The sequence below is a fragment of the Streptomyces auratus genome (genome assembly GCF_050433025.1).
GTDB lineage: Bacteria > Actinomycetota > Actinomycetes > Streptomycetales > Streptomycetaceae > Streptomyces > Streptomyces sioyaensis.
Genome location: NZ_JBNGCB010000003.1, coordinates 1,330,145 through 1,347,212, shown reverse-complemented (window position 1 = coordinate 1,347,212; position 17,068 = coordinate 1,330,145). Strand labels below are relative to the sequence as shown.

Below are 17,068 nucleotides of genomic sequence, written 5' to 3'. Positions count from 1 at the left end.
TCGGGTACAGGGGGACGGGTGCACGTCACGCCGAAGAGGGGACAGGCACCATGTTCAATGTCGTGGAAGAGCTGTTCGCGCCCGGTCGTAAGCACACCGACGAGGAGCGGCAGAAGATGTCGCTGGTCGTCGATGACGTGGGGGACGCCGACCCCGCGAAGGGCCCGATCGACCTCTCCTCGGGGACCGTGGTCGTCAAGGCGCCGCGACGGCAGCAGGATCCGTCGGACGGGCGGTAGGGGTGCTGTCCGGGGTGGTGGTGGACGGGGCTCGCTGCGGACTGGGTGGCTGGGCGAGGCTGTGGACGGGTGAGGTGGTGCCGTCCCGGCACGTCGCGTGACGACAGGGGTCTACGAGGGCATCCCCGGCGCCGGTTCGCCGAAGAGGCGCAGGCGGTGGGCCACCGCGCCCGCCTCGCCGCGGCCGGAGACGCCCAGCTTGGCGAGGATGTTGGAGACATGGACGCTGGCGGTCTTCGGGGAGATGAACAGGGCGTCGGCTATCTGGCGGTTGCTGCGCCCGTCGGCGACCAGCCGGAGCACCTCGCGTTCGCGCCGGGTCAGGCCGAGGGACGGGGCGGGGGCGGCGGGCTCCTCGGTCTCGCTGCGGCCGGCGCCGTTGCCGGTGGCCGGTATCAGGCCCGGCAGGGGGAGACGGGCCCGCTGGGCGAGGAGTTCGATCTCCTCGGCGAGGGGGCGGGCGCCCATCGTCCCGGCGGCGGTGTGCGCCTGGGCGAGCAGCAGGACGGCGGCCTCGCGCGGGGTGCGGCCCTGCAGCCCGGCGGTGGCCCGTTCGCCGGCATGGAGGAGTGATTCGGCCCAGCGGTAGCAGGCGCGGGCGAGTTCGTGCGGGCGCTCCAGCGGTTCGAAGGCGGCGACCGCCTCGGCCCAGGCGTCCGGCGTCTCGCGGCCCTCGGCGCGGCGGAGTTCGGCGTCCACCGCGAGGCCGTACGCCGCCCAGACCGGCAGCAGCCGGGGCAGCTTCTTGGCGGCCTGCCGGATACCGGCGAGGACCGCGGCCCGTCCCGGCTCGGCGGCCGGCAGGCCCCGGGCGTCCGACTCCGCGGCGGTCGCCGACCACAGCAGCGGCCAGGCGTAGCGCTGGGTACCGGGCGGGAAGCCGGCGTCCAGGGCCCGTTCGAAGAGGGACCGGGCGTCGAGGAGGCGGCCCTGGCGGGCGGCGATGCGCAGGGCGTGCCGCGCGAGGGGGATGGTGTGCTGGGGCTGGGGATCGTGGGTGCCGTAGTGCTCGCGGGTGACGGTGAGTTCCCGTTCGGCCTCGGCGAGGTCGCCGCGGTCCAGGGCGAGGTGGGTGAGGCGGTTGGCGGCCAGCGCGAGCGACCGGGGGCTCTGGGCGAAGCGGCGGGCGTCCGCGGCGGCCCGGCCCGCTTCCTGCCAGCGGCCCAGCGACTGGAGCGATTCGGCGCGGTTGCCCAGCACCCAGCTGGTGCGGTCCTTGAGGCCGTAGCGGGTGGCGAGGGCGACGCCCTGCTCGGTGACCTCGACGGCCTCACGGGAGCGACCGATGCTTTCCAGGACGGACGGGAGGTTGACGTGGCCCCGCCCGATGATGCTGAAGTAGCCGCGGTCGACGGCACGGTCGAGGGCGGAGCGGAGCTCCGCGAGGCCGGCCTCGGCCTCTCCGGCGTCCACCCGCAAACTGCCCAGGGTCACCCGGGAGTTGAGTTCCGCTTCTTCGTCCCCCACGGACAGGGCGAGTTCCACGGCGCGTTCGGCGGTCGCGTAGGTGTCGGGACCCGGTTCGTGCAGCATCGCCCAGTTGGCGACGTGCGCCATCACGGCGGCGTGCACGGGGGACGGCGGCAGGCCGCGGACCAGCTCCAGTGCGGTGCCCAGGTCCTCCCAGCCGTTGCCGCGGCCGGTGGACTGGCACAGCCGCGAGCGCTGCATCAGGAACCATGCCCTGCGCAGGGGGTCGTTCTCGCCGCGCAGGGACCGCAGGGCGCGCTTGGTGATCGTGAAGGCCCGCTCGGCATCGCCGGACAGGCGGGCGGCCACCGCGATCTCGGCGAGCAGATCGAGGAAGCGCAGGGCGTCGTCGTCGCAGCCGCAGGCCGGATAGGCCTCGGTGTAGTCGACCGGGCGCACGCCGTGCCGGACCTCCGTGGGCGCGTCGTCCCACAGCTCCAGGGCGCGGTCCAGCAGTCGCAGTTGCTCGGCGTAGGCATGGCGGCGGCGGGCCTGGACCGAGGCGGCGAGGACGGCGGGCAGCGCCTTGGCGGCGTCATGGGCCTTGTACCAGTAGCTGGCCAGCCGGGCGGCGCAGACATCGGCCCGGACCAGCGCGGGGTTGGCCTCCAGGGCTTGGGCGTAGCGGCGGTTGAGGCGGGTGCGCTCACCGGGGAGCAGGTCGTCGACGACCGCCTCGCGGGCGAGGGCGTGCCGGAAGCGGTAGCCCTTGCCGTCCTGGGTGGGCACCAAGGTGTTGCTGCCGACGGCGGCCCGCAGTGCCTCGATGAGGTCGTCCTCAGGCATCTGGCAGACGGCGGAGAGGAGTTCGTGCTCGACGGTGGAGCCGCCCTCGGCGGCCGTGCGCACCACCCGCTGGGCGTCCTCGGGGAGCGCCTCGACGCGCACCAGCAGCAGATCGCGCAGCGGGTCGCTCAGGCCGTGCAGAGCGCCGTCGGCGAGGCCGCGGGCCAGCTCCTCGACAAAGAAGGCGTTGCCCTCGGAGCGCTTGAAGACCCGGTCGACGGTGTCCTCTTCGGGAGCGCTGCCGTTGATCCCGGCGAGCTGGGAGCGGACCTCGTCGCGGTTGAAGCGGGCCAGCTCGATGCGCTGGACCGTGCGCATCCGGTCGATCTCGGCGAGGAAGGGGCGCAGCGGGTGGCGGCGGTGGATGTCGTCGGAGCGGTAGGTCGCCACCAGGAGGACGTTGGCGTCGTGCAGGGCACGCAGGAGGTAGGCGAGCAGTTCGCGGGTGGAGCGGTCGGCCCAGTGGAGGTCCTCGATGACGAGGACCAGGGTGCGGTCGACGGCGAGCCGCTCCAGGAGGCGCGCGGTCAGCTCGAAGAGGCGGGCGCGGCCGATCTCCTCGTCGTGCGCCTCGGTGGGCGTCTCCCCCAACTCGGGCAGGATGCGGGCGAGCTCGCCCTCCTGGCCGGCGACGGCGGCGGCCAGCTCGTCGCGCAGATGCCAGTTGAGGGTGTGCAGGATCGCGGAGAACGGGGCGAAGGGCAGGCCCTCGGAGCCGATCTCGATGCAGCCGCCGAGCGCGACGAGCGCGCCCTGGGCGCGGGCGGACTCGCTGAACTCCTCGATGAGGCGGGTCTTGCCGACCCCGGCCTCACCGCCGATCAGCACGGCCTGCGGCTCGCCGGACGCCGCGATACGGGCGAGCGCGCCACCGAGCGCGGTGAGTTCGGCTGCGCGGCCGACGAACACGGGACTGACGGACCTGGTCTCCACGCTGCCGAGCATCGCACAGGGGTCTGACAGTCCGGCAGCGAGTTTCTGCGGCCGGAAGGCCCGGTCCAGTGCGGGGAGCACCAGGGACCGGGCGGACGGAGTGCGGGCCGGCGGCGTGACCGAAGTGGGGGTCGTCATGGGCGGCCCGCTGTCATGCGGCGGCGCGGCGTACCCGCGCCCACCGGCTCCATGCCCTCACCCACCCCTCGGGTTCGTCGCTCCCGGAGCGGGCGGCGGCGCGGCGGCCGGCGGTCGCCTCGCGCACCAGGCGCTGCCGGTCGGCCGCGCGGCGCAGTTCTTCGTGACGGACCCGGATCTCCAGCTCGGAGTGGAACACGGTGTCTCCCTGACGGCGGTGAGGTGGTGCCTCGACGGTGTGTCGATGTGCTCCAGCCTCGTCGCCAAGGGGGGTCCGCCACATCGGGAGAGTTCCCGATCTTCAGGCCGGCACGGTCCTTAGAATCCGTTGCCGGCCGGCGGGAGGATGCCTAGGTATGGCGTACGCAAGCCCTAGAGACCCTGGAAAACCGGCCGTGGTGACGTCAGGGAGGGCACGGCGGCCCTTGTTCCTCCTTCAGCGCCGACGGGTTGTAGGCCCCGCAGGCGACCACCGCCCGGGGCCCGTCCGCCAACTGCCTGAGGATCACCAGCGCCTTCTTCAGCGGAGGCTCGTTGCTGTCCTCGGAGAACTTGACGCCCCCGGTGGCACCGTCGAAATGGACGCCGTTCCGCAGCGCGGTCAGGACGGCGTCCCGGTCCACGGATGCGCCGGAATGGGCCGCGTCCACCGCCATGGAGAGCGTATGGAAGGCGTCGTAGGAGACCGCGGAGTGCCCGTCGTGCCGCCAGGGATCTTTCGGGTACTCGGAGTTGTAATGGCCGATGAACTGCTTCGTCTGCACGCTGGCGCGGTGGTCTCCCTCGGGCAGGCGGTGCGCGGAGTAGTACAGCCGGAGCCAGGAATTGTCGTCGTACTCACCGGTCAGCGCCACGTTCGTGAGTTCATTGCCGCCCAGTACGGTGAGACCGTTCTCGTTGCAGGTTCCGTTGACGTCCATGGCATTGACGAAGGCGGTGAAGTCCCGTGCCCGCGAGGTCCAGTACACGACGGTGCGCGGATTGCCCTTCAGGGCCTGGCACACCTGACCGGCCAGCCGGTCAGGTGAGGTCGCCTTCTGCGTGTCCGCGGGCGTTTCGATGTGCTGCGGGCCCTGGGTGAAGTTGATGACCGTCTCGTCTCCCTTGAAGGACCGACGGAACCTGTCGGCGAGACTCCGGCTGTAGAGGTCGCCGGGGTTCTGCACGATGACGGCCTGCTCGGCAGGGACACAGGTCGCGGACTTCGACGTCGTCTGCGCGGTGCTCTCCACGACGTTGGAGTGCGCGACGAAGTCGGCCGCGATCTTCGCCTCCCGGCTGTTCACCGGGGTCAAGGGCCAGTACGTCTCGCCTTGCATCTCGTCCGCCGTCGCGGTCGTGCCGACCGTCGGCATCCGGATGTCGGCGTTGCCCAGCAGCCTTACGGCGTCCCGTGTCTCCGTCGTGCTCTGCCCGTAGCCCAGGACGCCGACGATCTTCTTGTCGTCGGCACCCTGCTCCTCCTGCCGGACATCCTTGATGAGGTCCCGCGCGAGGGCGCTCGCGTTCGTGAAGCCGGTGGTGGCCTGCCGCACGTCCACCCGCAGGGGTACCCGGGAGAGGTTCGAAGCGGCGTCCTTGTTCAGCCACTCCTGCCACATGGCGATGCCGCGGAGTTCGGGGATGGACCCGTCGAAGATGGTGTCCTGCGCGTCCGTCGGCGGGCTCGACTCGAAGAGCACCACGGTGCGCACCGCCCGGTCCTTGGCGTACTCCTCCGCCTTCCGGTTCTGCTGCTTGATCCGCTCCAGCGCGTCCGCATACCACTCCTTCGGCTTGAACTCGGGCAGCTTGCTCTGCCCGGCACCGGCGACCGGACGGTCCCCGCCGACGCAACTCAGGTTCCTCGTCGGCTTCCAGAGCGTCGGTGCCGCCGTCCCGGCCGCCAGGGCTGCGGCCAGCACCGCCAGTTCCAGGACGGTCACGGCGCGCCAGCCCATCCTGAACTTCCGCGGTTGCACCGGGGGAATCTGCAGCCCCAGCCGCCCGAAGGGCTCGTCCTCCAGGGGCACCATGACCGGCCGCGGGTTACTGGAGTGGAGCAAGGTGCTGGCCCGGCGGAGGTTGGTGCGTTCGACGCCCAGATCCGTCTGCAGGGCCGCGGAGGGCCTGCCCACCGCGATCACGAGCGGGCCCGGCCCGTCGAGACCGGATTGCAGAGTGTGGAACGAGCGCAGGAAGCGCTCCGCGGCGTCAGCTCCCGGGGCACCCTCCGGGGAAATCTCCACCAGGAGTACGGGGCGTGACACCCGGCGGCGGCGCTTGGGCAGGAAGCGCCCCACGGCAGGCTTGTGCAGATCCTCCAACAGGGCGCGCAGCAAAAGGAGTTCGAGGGCGGCGAGCCCTTCCTTGTGCCGGGGGTGGCCGGGTTCCAGATGCAGCCGGGGGGACTGCCGGGCCCCTACCTGGTCGAGGAGTTCGAACACCGGGGCCCCGCCGGCGGTCGCGTTGAGATGGCGGCCGAGCCAGCCGCTCCGCTTGGACCTGATGAGCCGTCGGTTCTGTCGGTGCGCCCAGGCCCAACGGGGCAGGGTCCGGGTCAGCGAGTGCCATACGAGCCCCACGAAGAAGCCGCGTACGCCGCCGATCGGTGCGGTGTCCGTGCCGCCCAGGTGCCACAGGAAGCCGGGCAGCCCGCCCCGCTCGGCCCGCTGGCGGTAGACGTGGTCCCGTAACTTCCGCGCCCCGAGGCCGCTGCTGCCCGGCCGGCTCTCCTGTATGTGGGCGACGACGTCCGCCATCAGCCAGAAGTTGGGGAACCGGTCCGGTGCCGAGTTCCGGGGCACGTCGAAGCCCAGCCCGGCGCCCGCCTGCATGCTCAGGAGGGGCACGTCCTCCTCGGCGTGCAGCACGACATGGGGGACCCGCTTGTGCTCGGGGCCCAGGGCCCAGCGCAGCGCCTCCAGGACCCGGCGGGTGCGGGCGTCCGGGCCGTCCGCCGGTGGGCTCAGGATGAGCAGCGGCGGCTTGTTCTCCAGGAAGTCCCGCCGGGCGGGGTTCACGGCGGTGCGGTACTCGCGGATGAAGTAGTCGGCACCGGCATCGTCAGGGAAGGACGGCGGCTCGATGGGATTGTTCGCGGATCTCACCTCGATGGTCAACCAGTCAGCTACGCAGGGTAGTTGTTCATGTTAGGTCGGTGAGTACGCGGGCCACAATCGACTTGGGAATTCTGGGGACAATGCCGGCCGCTGCGCCTCTCCCCCCTGTCCGCCGTCCCGGAACGACAAAGACCCACCGGCTGGACCGGTGGGTCTTGGGCGGGCGGCTCGTCGGGGCCATGGCTCCTTACGGCGCCGCCGGGCCACCGCCGCCTCCGGTGCCCTTCGGGACGACGGGCATGCTCGCGAACAGGTCGAGGTACATGCCCGCGGAGATCAGGATCCCCAGGACGCCGAGCGCCAGCCCGCCCCAGGCCACGGCCCGCACCCAGGTGGCGCGCCGACCGGTGAGCACCACCACGGCGGCGATCACGGCGAGCAGCGCGAAGACGCCGTTGACCAGCGCGGTCGTGTGCCACGGGGTGCCGTAGACGGCGGCGATCTGGTCCCTGGTCTTGCCGGTCTGGAGACCGATCTGGCCCATCAGGGTCTGCCGCTCGGCCATCAGCGTGCCCAGCCAGGTGCCGGTCACGGAGGCGAGGCCGAGCCCCGCGGCAACCACGGCACCGGCACCGGCGGCGATCCCGCCGGCGCTGTGTGCGGAAGCGGCCTCCACGTCCGCACTGCTCTCGACCTCATCGGCATCGCGCTCGCTCGCCTCGTCCTGCTCGGCGAGGGCCGCATTGTCGTCGGCCTGCTCGTCCGCCTTGGCGGCGGCCTTGCCGGCCGCCTCCGCTTCGGTGGTCTCCGGGAGCGCAGCAGTGTCCGTCGCCGCGTCGCTCTCCGTGGCGGCCTGCGCCGGCACGGTCGTCTCGTCGGTTCGCTTTTCGGTCGTCCTGGTGGTTCCCATGGGCGCGACCGTAGGTGCCGTGTCTGAGAGTCGGATGAGAACGGCTCCACCGGGCGGGCGAGGGGCGGCGGCGCGCCGTGCGGGCCGTCCGCCGGGACCCCTGGTTCAGGCCTCCACCAGCGGCTTGTCGCCGTCCCGCGAGGCCGGGACCGATGCGTCGGACGGCCGCTCCGGCGGCGGCTCGATGCTGATCCGGGGCAGCCACCGGCCGAGCCAGGACGGCAGCCACCAGTTGGCGCCGCCCAGCATGTGCATCAGGGCGGGCACCAGGAGCGTACGGAGCACGAAGGCGTCCAGGGCGACGGCGGAGGCCAGGCCGATGCCGAACATCGCAATGGTCCGGTCGCCGCTGAGGATGAAGGCCGCGAACACCGCGATCATGATGACCGCCGCCGAGTTGATCACCCGGCTGGTCTCGGTGAGGCCGACCCGTACGGCCCGTCGGTTGTCGCCGGTCAGCCGCCACTCCTCGTACATCCGGGAGACCAGGAACACCTGGTAGTCCATGGACAGCCCGAAGAGCACCGACACCATGATGACCGGCAGGAACGGTTCGATCGGTCCGGCGCTGCCCAGCCCGAGCAGCTCGCTGCCCCAGCCCCACTGGAAGACCGCGACGACGATCCCGAAGGACGAGGCGACCGCGACGATATTCATCAGCGCGGCCTTCACCGGGACGCCGATGCTGCGGAAGGCGAACAGCAGCAGGACCGAGCCCAGGGCGATGACCATGCCGATGAAGAGTGGCAGCTTGCCGACGATGATGCCGGCGAAGTCGTCGTACCCGGCGGTGATGCCGCCGACCCGCACGTCCAGCGTGGTCGCGCGCTCGGCCGCGGGCAGCACCTCGCCGCGCAACCGGGCCACCAGGGCGGAGGTCTGCCTCGACTGCGGTGCGCTGTCCGGTACGACGGTGATCACGCCGGTGCTGCGGCCGCCGTTGAACTCCGGGGCGCTGACCTGGGCGACGCCGGGCACCTCCCGCAGCCGGTGCGGCAGTTCGTCGAAGGCGATCCGGTCCTTGGCACCGTCCAGGGTGCCCACGAGCGTCAGCGGCCCGTTGAATCCGGGTCCGAAGCCGCTCCCCCGGTCCGCGCCCGGCCCGCCGCCTGCGAGCAGGTCGTAGGCCTTGCGGGTGGTGGAGGTGGCCGGGTTGTTGCCCTGGTCGGAGGTGCCCAGATGGAGGCCGAAGGCCGGCAGTGCCAGGACCAGCATGACGACGGCGGCGGTCAGGCCCAGCAGCTTGGGGTGCCGCTCGACGAAGCCGGACCAGCGGGCGGCGATGCCGATGGGCCGCTCGCGCCGCGGGCCGTGCGCGGCCAGCTGCCGGCGCTCGCGGCCGCTCAGTGCCCGCATCCCGATCAGCCCGAGCAGCGCCGGCAGCAGGGTGACGGAGGCGGCCACGGTCAGCACGACGGTGAGCGAGGCGGCGAGGGCGACGCCGTTGAGGAAGCTCAGCCGCAGGATCAGCATGCCCAGCAGCGCGATACAGACGGTGGCCCCGGCGAAGACGACCGCGCGCCCGGAGGAGGCGGCGGCGCGGGTGGCGGCCTCGTCGACGGACAGGCCCGCCCGCAGGCCCTTGCGGTGCCGGGTGACGATGAACAGCGCATAGTCGATGCCGACGCCGAGGCCGATCAGCATCCCGAGCATCGGGGCGAAGTCGGCGACGGTCATCGCATGGCTGAGCAGCGAGATGCCGGCCGAGGCGGTGCCGACGGCGGCCACCGCGGTGACGATCGGCAGGAAGGTCGCGGCGAGCGACCCGAAGGCGAGGAAGAGCACCACGGCCGCGGCGCACAGCCCGATGATTTCCGGCAGCTGGGCGCGCGGTGCCTCGGTCAGCGCGATTCCGGCGCCGCCCAGTTCGACCCGGAGGCCGCGGCCGGACGCGCGCTGCGCGGTGTCGACGACCTTGCGGACCTGGCCGGCGTCCAGTTCGTCGGTGGGGCGGTCGAAGACCACCGTGGCGTAGGCGGTGTGCCCGTCGTTGCTGATCTGGCGCGCGCCCTGCCCGTGGGAGGCGCCCGCCTTGGGCCGGTCGTAGGGGCTGCGTACCTCGGAGACGCCGGGCAGATCGGCGACCTTCTCCAGCGTGTGCGTCATCGTTTTGGTGACCGCGCCGGACCGCACCGTGCCGGAGTCCGTGTGCCACACGATCGTGTCGCTGTCCCCGGAGCTCCCGGGGAAGGCCTTGGCCAGGAGGGCGGAGGCCTGGCTGGATTCGGTCCCCGGCACCTCGTAGTTGTTCGAGTACGCAGAACCCGTCACGCCCGCGGCGACGGCGACCCCCGCGAAGGCGGCGAGCCAGAGCAAGAGCACCACGATGCGGCGCCTGAGACACCACCGAGCCAGAGCGGTCACGGACCTCGTCTGCTTCCCGGGTCGTGCGTCGATATCTCCCGAGGACGGGTGGTGCCGAGCGCGGATGAACAGTGAACGGTGAACGGTGGAAACGGTGGAACCGATGAAACGGCGAACGGGACGGGCGGGCCGCCGCATGCCCTCCGGGGCGCGGCCGTCCCACCTGTTCAGAGCAGGGTCGCAGCCCGAAAAGATCCTTAGACCGCTTTGTGGACTTCCCCACACAGAAAGGGGAATAGGGAACTGCTTTCGCGGGGGACGGGTCCGGGCTCCCGGTCCTCGCCCGGCCCCGTCCGCCCCAGCCCGTCCCGCGGACCCGTCTCCCCTCGGCCCGTCCCCCGGCCCCGCCCCCGGCCTCAGCCGGTGACCGACTCCCTCCCGTTCTCCACATGCCCCATCAGCCGACGATGGAAGGACGCGTCCTCGGCGACCGTGAGACCGAGGTCGTACCAGCCGTGCGCGTCCCGTGTGTCGTACGCGAGGGTGCGCACGGCCCCGGCCTGCACCGTCACCGTGCGCGGCGCCGCGTCCGCGTAGGCCAGCGGTTTCAGGGTGCAGGTCAGAGCGGTGCGCCCGGGATTGGTGACGGTCAGATGCAGGGTGCGCCGCCCGGCGTCGATCCGGGTGGCGAGGCCGAGGGCCGCGGCCGCGCCCTGCGCCGTCCCGGCGAACTCCCGCCGGAAGCCGTTCGGTCCGGTCACGGTGAAGCGGTAGATACCTCCCTTTACCGGGACATCCCACTCGCCCTCTCCCCGCACCTCACGATGCTGTGGCGCGTCCCACTCCTTCGCGTACGGGTAGAGCGCCAGAGGCACTGCGGCCCGGCCGGTGTTGCGCACGGCCATCCGGAAGACCGCGGCGCCCGGGTCGAAGCCGCCGTCGGCGTCCGGCTGATACGGCAGTGCCCTGGCCGGCCGGCTGCCGGGCTCCTGCCGGGGCAGTGCCTGGCGGAGCGGCGGCCACGGTGACCAGCGCCCGCTGAACGCCGGGACCGGGCCGGGCCGGCGCACCGCGGGCTGTCCGCGCCCGCGGGAGAAGTCGAAGGCGGAGGTCAGATCCCCGCAGACGGTGCGCCGCCAAGCGCTGATGTTCGGTTCCGCGATCCCCGTCCAGCGCTCCAGGAAGCGGGTGATCGAGGTGTGGTCGAAGACTTGCGAGCAGGCGTAGCCGCCGACCGACCACGGCGAGATGACCAGCATCGGCACCCGCATGCCCAGACCGGTCGGCAGCCCGTCCCAGAACTCCCCGTCCGTCCCGGGCGGCGGCACCGGCGGCGGCACATGATCGAAGAACCCGTCGTTCTCGTCGTAGGTCAGGAAGAGCACGGTGTGCCGCCAGACGTCCGGGTTCCTGCCCAGCGCGTCCAGCACCTTGTAGACGAGGGTGGCGCTCGCGGCCGGCGAGGACGCGCCGGGGTGCTCGGAATCCGCGGCGGACGGGACGAGGTAGGACACTTCGGGCAGCGTGCCGCCCGCCACATCGGCGGCGAAGGTACTCGCCGTACTACCCGGCACGCCGCGCCGCAGCGCCCGCTCGAACAGGCTCCGCTCGCCGCGGTCCAGGCCCCGGACGCCCTCCTCCAGCAGCGCCGTCAGCCGGGTGCGCCCGGCTTCGTCCGCACCGGCCAGCTTGGTGTAGAAGGCGGTCATGGTGTGCGCCCCGTCCACCTTCACCAGGGCCTTCTTCGCGACCGCCTTGAAGACGGCGTAGAACTCCAGGTTGTTGTCGGTGAAGTTGTCCCACTCCTGGTAGACCCGCCAACTGCGGCCGGCCTTCTCCAGCCGCTCGGCATACGTGGTCCAGGTGTAGCCGGTGTGGGTGTCCTCCTCGTAGGCGTCGTTGCCCACCGCCCGCCTGCCGTTGGGCTCGAAGCCCGTCCACCCGCTCACCAGATGGTTGCGGTTGGGGCTGGTGGAGGAGTGGATGGCGGAGTGGTAGGCGTCGCAGACGGTGAAGGTGTCCGCCAGCTCGTAGTGGAGCGGGACGTCCTGCCGGTCGTAATACGCCATCGTGGCGGCGGTCTTGGCGGTGACCCAGCCGTTCATCCAGCCGCCGTGCCAGGCCACGGCCCCGCCGAACCAGCTGTGGTCCAGCGCCCCGATGTATTGGAGGTCCTTCTTCTGCGCCGCGGCCGCCGCCCGCACCGGGAAGGGCAGAACGGTGCCCAGACCCAGCAGGCCGGGCTGCTCGTAGATGCTGCGGCCACCGGGAAGTTCGACGGCGTTGCGGTCCCCGTAGCCGCGGACGCCGCGCAGCGTCCCGAAGTAGTGGTCGAAGGAGCGGTTCTCCTGCATCAGCACGACGACGTGCCGGACGTCCCCCAGCCCTCCCCCGCCCCGCGCCGGCCGCGCCGCCTCGTCCGCCAGCGCCTGCTGCAACGACGGCGGCAGCAGCGAGCCGGCCATCGCCGCCCCCAGCGCCGCGGCCCCCACGCCCAGTACCCGTCTACGAGATAACTCCGGTGCCACGCTCGACCTCCCAGACGACGGCCCTCGCTACCGATCACTACGCGCCCAGCCCATCCCGTGCGACGAGGCGACGGGGACGGTAGTGGACGGGCGTGACGGAGGACAGGTGCACGGGGGGCCAACTTCGCCGGGCCGCGCGGACATCGCTGCCCCGGATGGTGGTCTGCGGCGCACGCACAAGTCCCCCTCGCGCCAAACCTCTTGACCACCCGATTGGTCTGAACCATTCTGTGGCCAGGAGCGGTGGCCACCGTCTTGCTGCAGTTCTCCCCGTGTTCCCCCCTACGGCACTGGAGACAGCCATGCCTCGCACCCCACACCCCCGGCCGGCCCGCCGCAGACGCCTGCTCGCGGCGGCACTGACGGCCCTCGCCGCCGCGGCGACCACCCTGTCCGGCTCCAGCCCGGCCGCCGCGGCCGACGTCAATGCCGCCCGGAACGCAGGCTACGAATCCGGCCTGAGCAACTGGACCTGTTCGGCGGGCAGCGGCAGCACCACCGCCTCCCCCGTCCACAGCGGCACCGGCGCCCTCAAGGCCACCCCCACCGCCTCCGACAACGCCACCTGTTCCCAGACCGTCGCGGTCAAGCCCGGCGCGACCTACCGGCTCAGCGCATACGTCCAGGGCTCCTACGTCTACCTGGGCGCCTCCGGCACCGGCACCACGGACGTCTCCACCTGGACCCCGTCCGCCACCGACTGGCAGCAGCTCAGCACCACCTTTACCACCGGCCCCACCACCACCTCGGTCACCGTCTACACCCATGGCTGGTACGGGCAACCCGCCTACTACGCCGATGACTTCAGCGTCCTGGGACCCGACGGCGGAGGCGGCACCGACCCCGGGCCACAGGTCCCGGACGCGCCCGGCGGACTCACCGCCGGCGCGGTGACCCCGTCCTCCGTGGCGCTGTCCTGGACCCCGGTCTCCGGCGCCACCGGTTACACCGTCTACCGCGACGGCACCAAGTACGGAACCGTGAACGGCACGTCGGCGACGGTCTCCGGCCTGGCAGCCGCCACCTCCTACCGCTTCCAGGTCTCGGCCACCAACGCGGCCGGCGAATCGGCCCGTTCGGCTCCGCTCACGGCCACCACCGCCCCCTCCGGCAGCGGCGGCACCCCCGCCGTCCCCCGGCACGCCGTCACCGGCTACTGGCAGAACTTCAACAACGGCGCGACGGTCCAGAAGATCAGCGACGTGCCCGCCCAGTACGACATCATCGCGGTGGCCTTCGCCGACGCCACCACCACACCGGGCGCCGTGACCTTCTCCCTCGACTCGGCCGGCCTGGGCGGCTACACCGTCGACCAGTTCAAGGCCGACATCAAGGCCAAGCAGGCGGCCGGAAAGTCGGTGGTCCTCTCCGTCGGCGGTGAACGGGGCACCGTCTCCGTCAACGACTCCGCCTCGGCCGCCAACTTCGCCACCAGCCTCTACACCCTCATGCAGCAGTACGGCTTCGACGGCGTCGACATCGACCTCGAAAACGGCCTCAACCCGACCTATATGAGCCAGGCGCTGCGCTCGCTCTCCCAGAAGGCGGGCGGCCACCTCGTCCTCACCATGGCGCCCCAGACCCTCGACATGCAGTCCACTTCGGCCGGCTACTTCCAGACCGCGCTGAACGTGAAGGACATCCTCACCGTCGTCAACATGCAGTACTACAACAGCGGTTCGATGCTCGGCTGCGACGGCAAGGTCTACTCCCAGGGGACCGTCGACTTCCTCACCGCCCTGGCCTGCATCCAGCTCGAAGGCGGCCTCGCCCCCTCCCAGGTGGGCCTGGGCCTGCCCGCCTCCGCCCGGGGCGCGGGCAGCGGCTATGTCGACCCGTCCGTCGTCAACGCCGCCCTGGACTGCCTCACCAAGGGCACCGCCTGCGGCTCCTTCAAGCCCGCCAGGACCTACCCCGGCCTCCGGGGCGCGATGACCTGGTCGACCAACTGGGACGCGGCGAGCGGCAACGCCTGGTCGAACGCGGTCGGCCCGCACGTTCACGGCTTGCCGTAACCCTTCCCGTAGCCGCGGAACTCGCACCACACGATCTTCCCCGGCACGCGCTCGCCGACGCCCCACGCGTCGGCGAGCGCGGACACCAGCAGCAGGCCCCGCCCGAACTCGCTCTCTTCCCCGTCCCGGTCGTACGGCGCGGGAGCCCGCGGCGTCCCGTCACCACTGTCGTGCACCTCCACCCGCAGCAGGCCGTCCTCGTCCAGCGCCAGCACCAGCCGGTAGCCACGGCCGGGCGGGACGCCGTGCAGCAGGGCGTTGGTGGCCAGTTCGCTGACGCAGAGCAGGACGTCGTGCGCGAGGTGGTCCAGATCCCATGCGGCAAGGGCAGCACGGGCGAACTCCCTTGCCCGCGGGACGGATCGGCGCTCGCGCCGGTAGAAGGCCGTACGGGCGCAGAGTGCCCGGATCTCCTTGTGCATAACTTCCACTGTCACAGTGCGTGACTATGCTGGACCACAGCGTCAGGTCGTACGGATGCGATGTACGACTTCTGGCGGTGTCATGCCGTCGCGGGGAGGGGAAGGCAGAGCGCATGCACCCGGCGAACAAACCGAAGAGGATCACTTCCTGGCATGTGATCGGCGCCCAGCTGAGTCACTTCCGCAGGGCCGCCCGCATCACCCAGCCCGAGCTGGCCGAGATGGTCGGGCTCCATGAGGACACCATCGGCTCGATCGAGCAGGGCCGCAGACCACTGAAGATCGACCTGGCCGAGACGCTGGATGAAATCCTCGACACCAAGGGGGCGTTGGCGGTCGCGGTGGCGAAGGTCCCGGAACGGGAGAAGCTGCCCGCGTTCGTGCAGGACCTGGTGGAGCATGAGGAGGAGGCGCTTACGCTGCTGTCGTACCAGAACCAGGTGGTGCCTGGGTTATTGCAGACGGGAGCTTATGCGCGGGCGGTATTCGACTGCCTCTATCCACCCCTCGACGAGGACCAGGCGGACGAGTGGGTGTCCGCTCGCCTCGATCGACAGAAGCTGCTGGAACGTAAGAAGCCGCGGCCGATGCTCAACTTCATCCTGGAGGAGGTGATTCTGCACCGGCCACTCGACGGGCCCGACACGCTGCGGGAACAGATCCGCCACCTCCGGCAGTGTGCTGAACTCCCCTTTCTCGGCTTGCAGATCATGCCAACGGCACGGCGAAACCACGCTGGCCTAGACGGACCGTTGATCCTGATGGAAACGCCAGCACATGACCACTTGGCTTACATCGAGGGACAGTTGGTCAGCTACCTCATCGACGATCCCGACCAGGTCAGTACCCTTCAACAGAAATATGGGATGCTGCGGTCGCAGGCCCTCACCCCCGAGGAGAGTAGAAGCCTGCTGGACGATCTGCTAGGAGGGCCATGACCAGCGCAGCTGCCCCGCTCATCTCCGACGACCTCACCTGGTTCAAGTCCAGCTATAGCGGCAGCCAGGGCGGCGACTGCATAGAGGTCGCCTACAACTGGCGCAAGTCCAGCCACAGTGGCAGCGAAGGCGGAGACTGCCTTGAAGTCGCCTATGACTGGTACAAGTCCAGCCACAGCGGCAGCGCTGGCGGGGACTGCGTAGAGGTCGCCACCTGCCCCTCCGCCATACACATCCGCGACTCCAAAAACCCCACCGGACCGTCGCTCACCCTGAGCGCCACCGCCTGGGCCGCGTTCCTCGCCGACATCACCAACTGAGCGGCGCTGGGGGGAAGATGGAACACCGGCGGCTCGGCACACACGGCCCGAGCGTTTCCGCGCTCGGCCTCGGCTGCATGGGGATGTCGACCTCGTACGGCGTCCCGGACGACGCGGAGTCCGTGCGGACCCTTGACCGCGCGGTCGAGCTCGGCGTCACCCTGCTCGACACCGCGGACGCCTACGGGCGGGGCGCCAACGAGGAGTTCCTCGGCCGCTGGCTGCGCAGCCGTACCGCCGCACAGCGGGACGGGCTGGTCGTCGCGACCAAGTTCGGGCTGCGGCACGACGCCGCCACCGGGCGGGTGAACGAGGTCGACTCCTCCGCCGCCTGGGTGCGCGAGGCCTGTCACGCCTCGCTGCGCCGCCTCGGCACGGACCGTATCGACCTCTACTACCTGCACCGCCGCGATCCAAGCGTCCCCATCGAGGAGACGGTCGGCGCGATGGCCGAGCTCGTCGCCGACGGTGCCGTACGCCATCTGGGCCTCAGCGAAGTGAGCCCGCAGACGCTGCGCCGGGCGCATGCCGTCCACCCCATCAGCGCCGTCCAGCTGGAGTATTCCCTCTTCACGCGCGATGTCGTGGAGGGCGAGATGCTGGCGACCTGCCGGGAACTCGGCATCGGCGTCGTGGCGTACTCCCCGCTCGGGCGCGGCATGCTGACGGGTGCGCTGGCGTCCCGCGACGACCTCACCGCCGAGGACGCCCGGCGCCGGTGGCCGCGGTTCTCCGCGGAGAACATCGCCCGCAATCTACGCCTCGTCCAGGCCGTTCGGACCATCGCCGAGTCCCTCGGCTGCACCCCGGCACAGGCCGTCCTCGCCTGGCTGCTCGCCCAGGGCGAGGACATCGTCCCGATCCCCGGCACCAAACGGCGTGCCTACCTGGAGGAGAACGCGGCAGCGGCCGGGATCGCGCTCGACCCGGAGCAGGCGGCCGGGCTCCGGGCGGCCGTGCCCGACGGCACCGTCGCCGGGGAGCGTTACCCGCTCGCCGCCCTGGAGCGACTGGGACACTGAGC

At 71.4% G+C, this 17,068-nt stretch carries 12 protein-coding genes; 5 read left to right on the top strand and 7 right to left on the bottom strand.

The annotated features are described in order from the left end of the window. The first annotated feature begins 50 nt into the window (after positions 1-50). The gene (locus BKA18_RS25615) at positions 51-239 is read left to right on the top strand and encodes a DUF6191 domain-containing protein (RefSeq protein ID WP_006602931.1); all 189 of its coding nucleotides are present in this window, start codon (positions 51-53) and stop codon (positions 237-239) included. Positions 240-350: 111 nt separating this feature from the next. Here BKA18_RS25615 and BKA18_RS25610 read toward each other — a convergent pair whose 3' ends face one another. The 6 genes from BKA18_RS25610 to BKA18_RS25585 all read right to left on the bottom strand — a co-directional run bounded on the left by BKA18_RS25610 (position 351) and on the right by BKA18_RS25585 (position 12,349). After that, a complete protein-coding gene (locus BKA18_RS25610) occupies positions 351-3,440 on the bottom strand; it encodes a helix-turn-helix transcriptional regulator (protein WP_366045614.1) in 3,090 nt (1,029 codons plus the stop codon). A gap of 139 nt (positions 3,441-3,579) precedes the next feature. Further along, positions 3,580-3,765: a hypothetical protein gene (locus BKA18_RS25605; protein ID WP_006602933.1), complete on the bottom strand. Its 186-nt coding sequence runs from the start codon at positions 3,763-3,765 to the stop codon at positions 3,580-3,582. Positions 3,766-3,970: 205 nt separating this feature from the next. Then, on the bottom strand, positions 3,971-6,655 hold the full coding sequence (locus BKA18_RS25600; RefSeq protein WP_429638627.1) for a type 1 periplasmic-binding domain-containing protein: 2,685 nt from the start codon (positions 6,653-6,655) through the stop codon (positions 3,971-3,973). 199 nt (positions 6,656-6,854) lie between these two features. Continuing rightward, entirely contained in the window at positions 6,855-7,517 is a 663-nt protein-coding gene (locus BKA18_RS25595) for a hypothetical protein (protein WP_366045406.1), read from the bottom strand. Between the two features lie 105 nt (positions 7,518-7,622). Then, positions 7,623-9,881, bottom strand: a complete 2,259-nt coding sequence (locus BKA18_RS25590; RefSeq protein ID WP_366045407.1) for an MMPL family transporter — start codon at positions 9,879-9,881, stop codon at positions 7,623-7,625. Positions 9,882-10,237: 356 nt separating this feature from the next. Next, positions 10,238-12,349, bottom strand: coding sequence for a phosphocholine-specific phospholipase C (locus BKA18_RS25585; protein ID WP_366045408.1), 2,112 nt, complete (start codon positions 12,347-12,349; stop codon positions 10,238-10,240). A 302-nt stretch (positions 12,350-12,651) separates the two neighbouring features. On the opposite strand from BKA18_RS25585, the gene BKA18_RS25580 reads away from it, so the two are divergent. After that, positions 12,652-14,364 (top strand): chitinase, encoded by a 1,713-nt coding sequence (locus BKA18_RS25580; RefSeq protein ID WP_366045409.1) that lies wholly within the window; start codon positions 12,652-12,654, stop codon positions 14,362-14,364. Here BKA18_RS25580 and BKA18_RS25575 read toward each other — a convergent pair. Next, complete coding sequence (locus tag BKA18_RS25575; RefSeq protein WP_006602939.1) at positions 14,349-14,786, bottom strand: ATP-binding protein; 438 nt, start codon at positions 14,784-14,786, stop codon at positions 14,349-14,351. The two genes, BKA18_RS25580 and BKA18_RS25575, sit on opposite strands and share 16 nt — an antisense overlap. A 113-nt stretch (positions 14,787-14,899) precedes the next feature. On the opposite strand from BKA18_RS25575, the gene BKA18_RS25570 reads away from it, so the two are divergent. The 3 genes from BKA18_RS25570 to BKA18_RS25560 are packed head-to-tail and all read left to right on the top strand — an operon-like array spanning position 14,900 to position 17,066. Beyond that, positions 14,900-15,724: a helix-turn-helix domain-containing protein gene (locus tag BKA18_RS25570; protein ID WP_366045410.1), complete on the top strand. Its 825-nt coding sequence runs from the start codon at positions 14,900-14,902 to the stop codon at positions 15,722-15,724. Further along, the gene (locus BKA18_RS25565; protein WP_366045411.1) at positions 15,721-16,044 is read left to right on the top strand and encodes a DUF397 domain-containing protein; all 324 of its coding nucleotides are present in this window, start codon (positions 15,721-15,723) and stop codon (positions 16,042-16,044) included. The genes BKA18_RS25570 and BKA18_RS25565 overlap by 4 nt, the downstream gene beginning before the upstream one ends. Before the next feature lie 17 nt (positions 16,045-16,061). Then, a complete protein-coding gene (locus BKA18_RS25560) occupies positions 16,062-17,066 on the top strand; it encodes an aldo/keto reductase (protein ID WP_366045412.1) in 1,005 nt (334 codons plus the stop codon). Positions 17,067-17,068 lie beyond the last annotated feature (2 nt).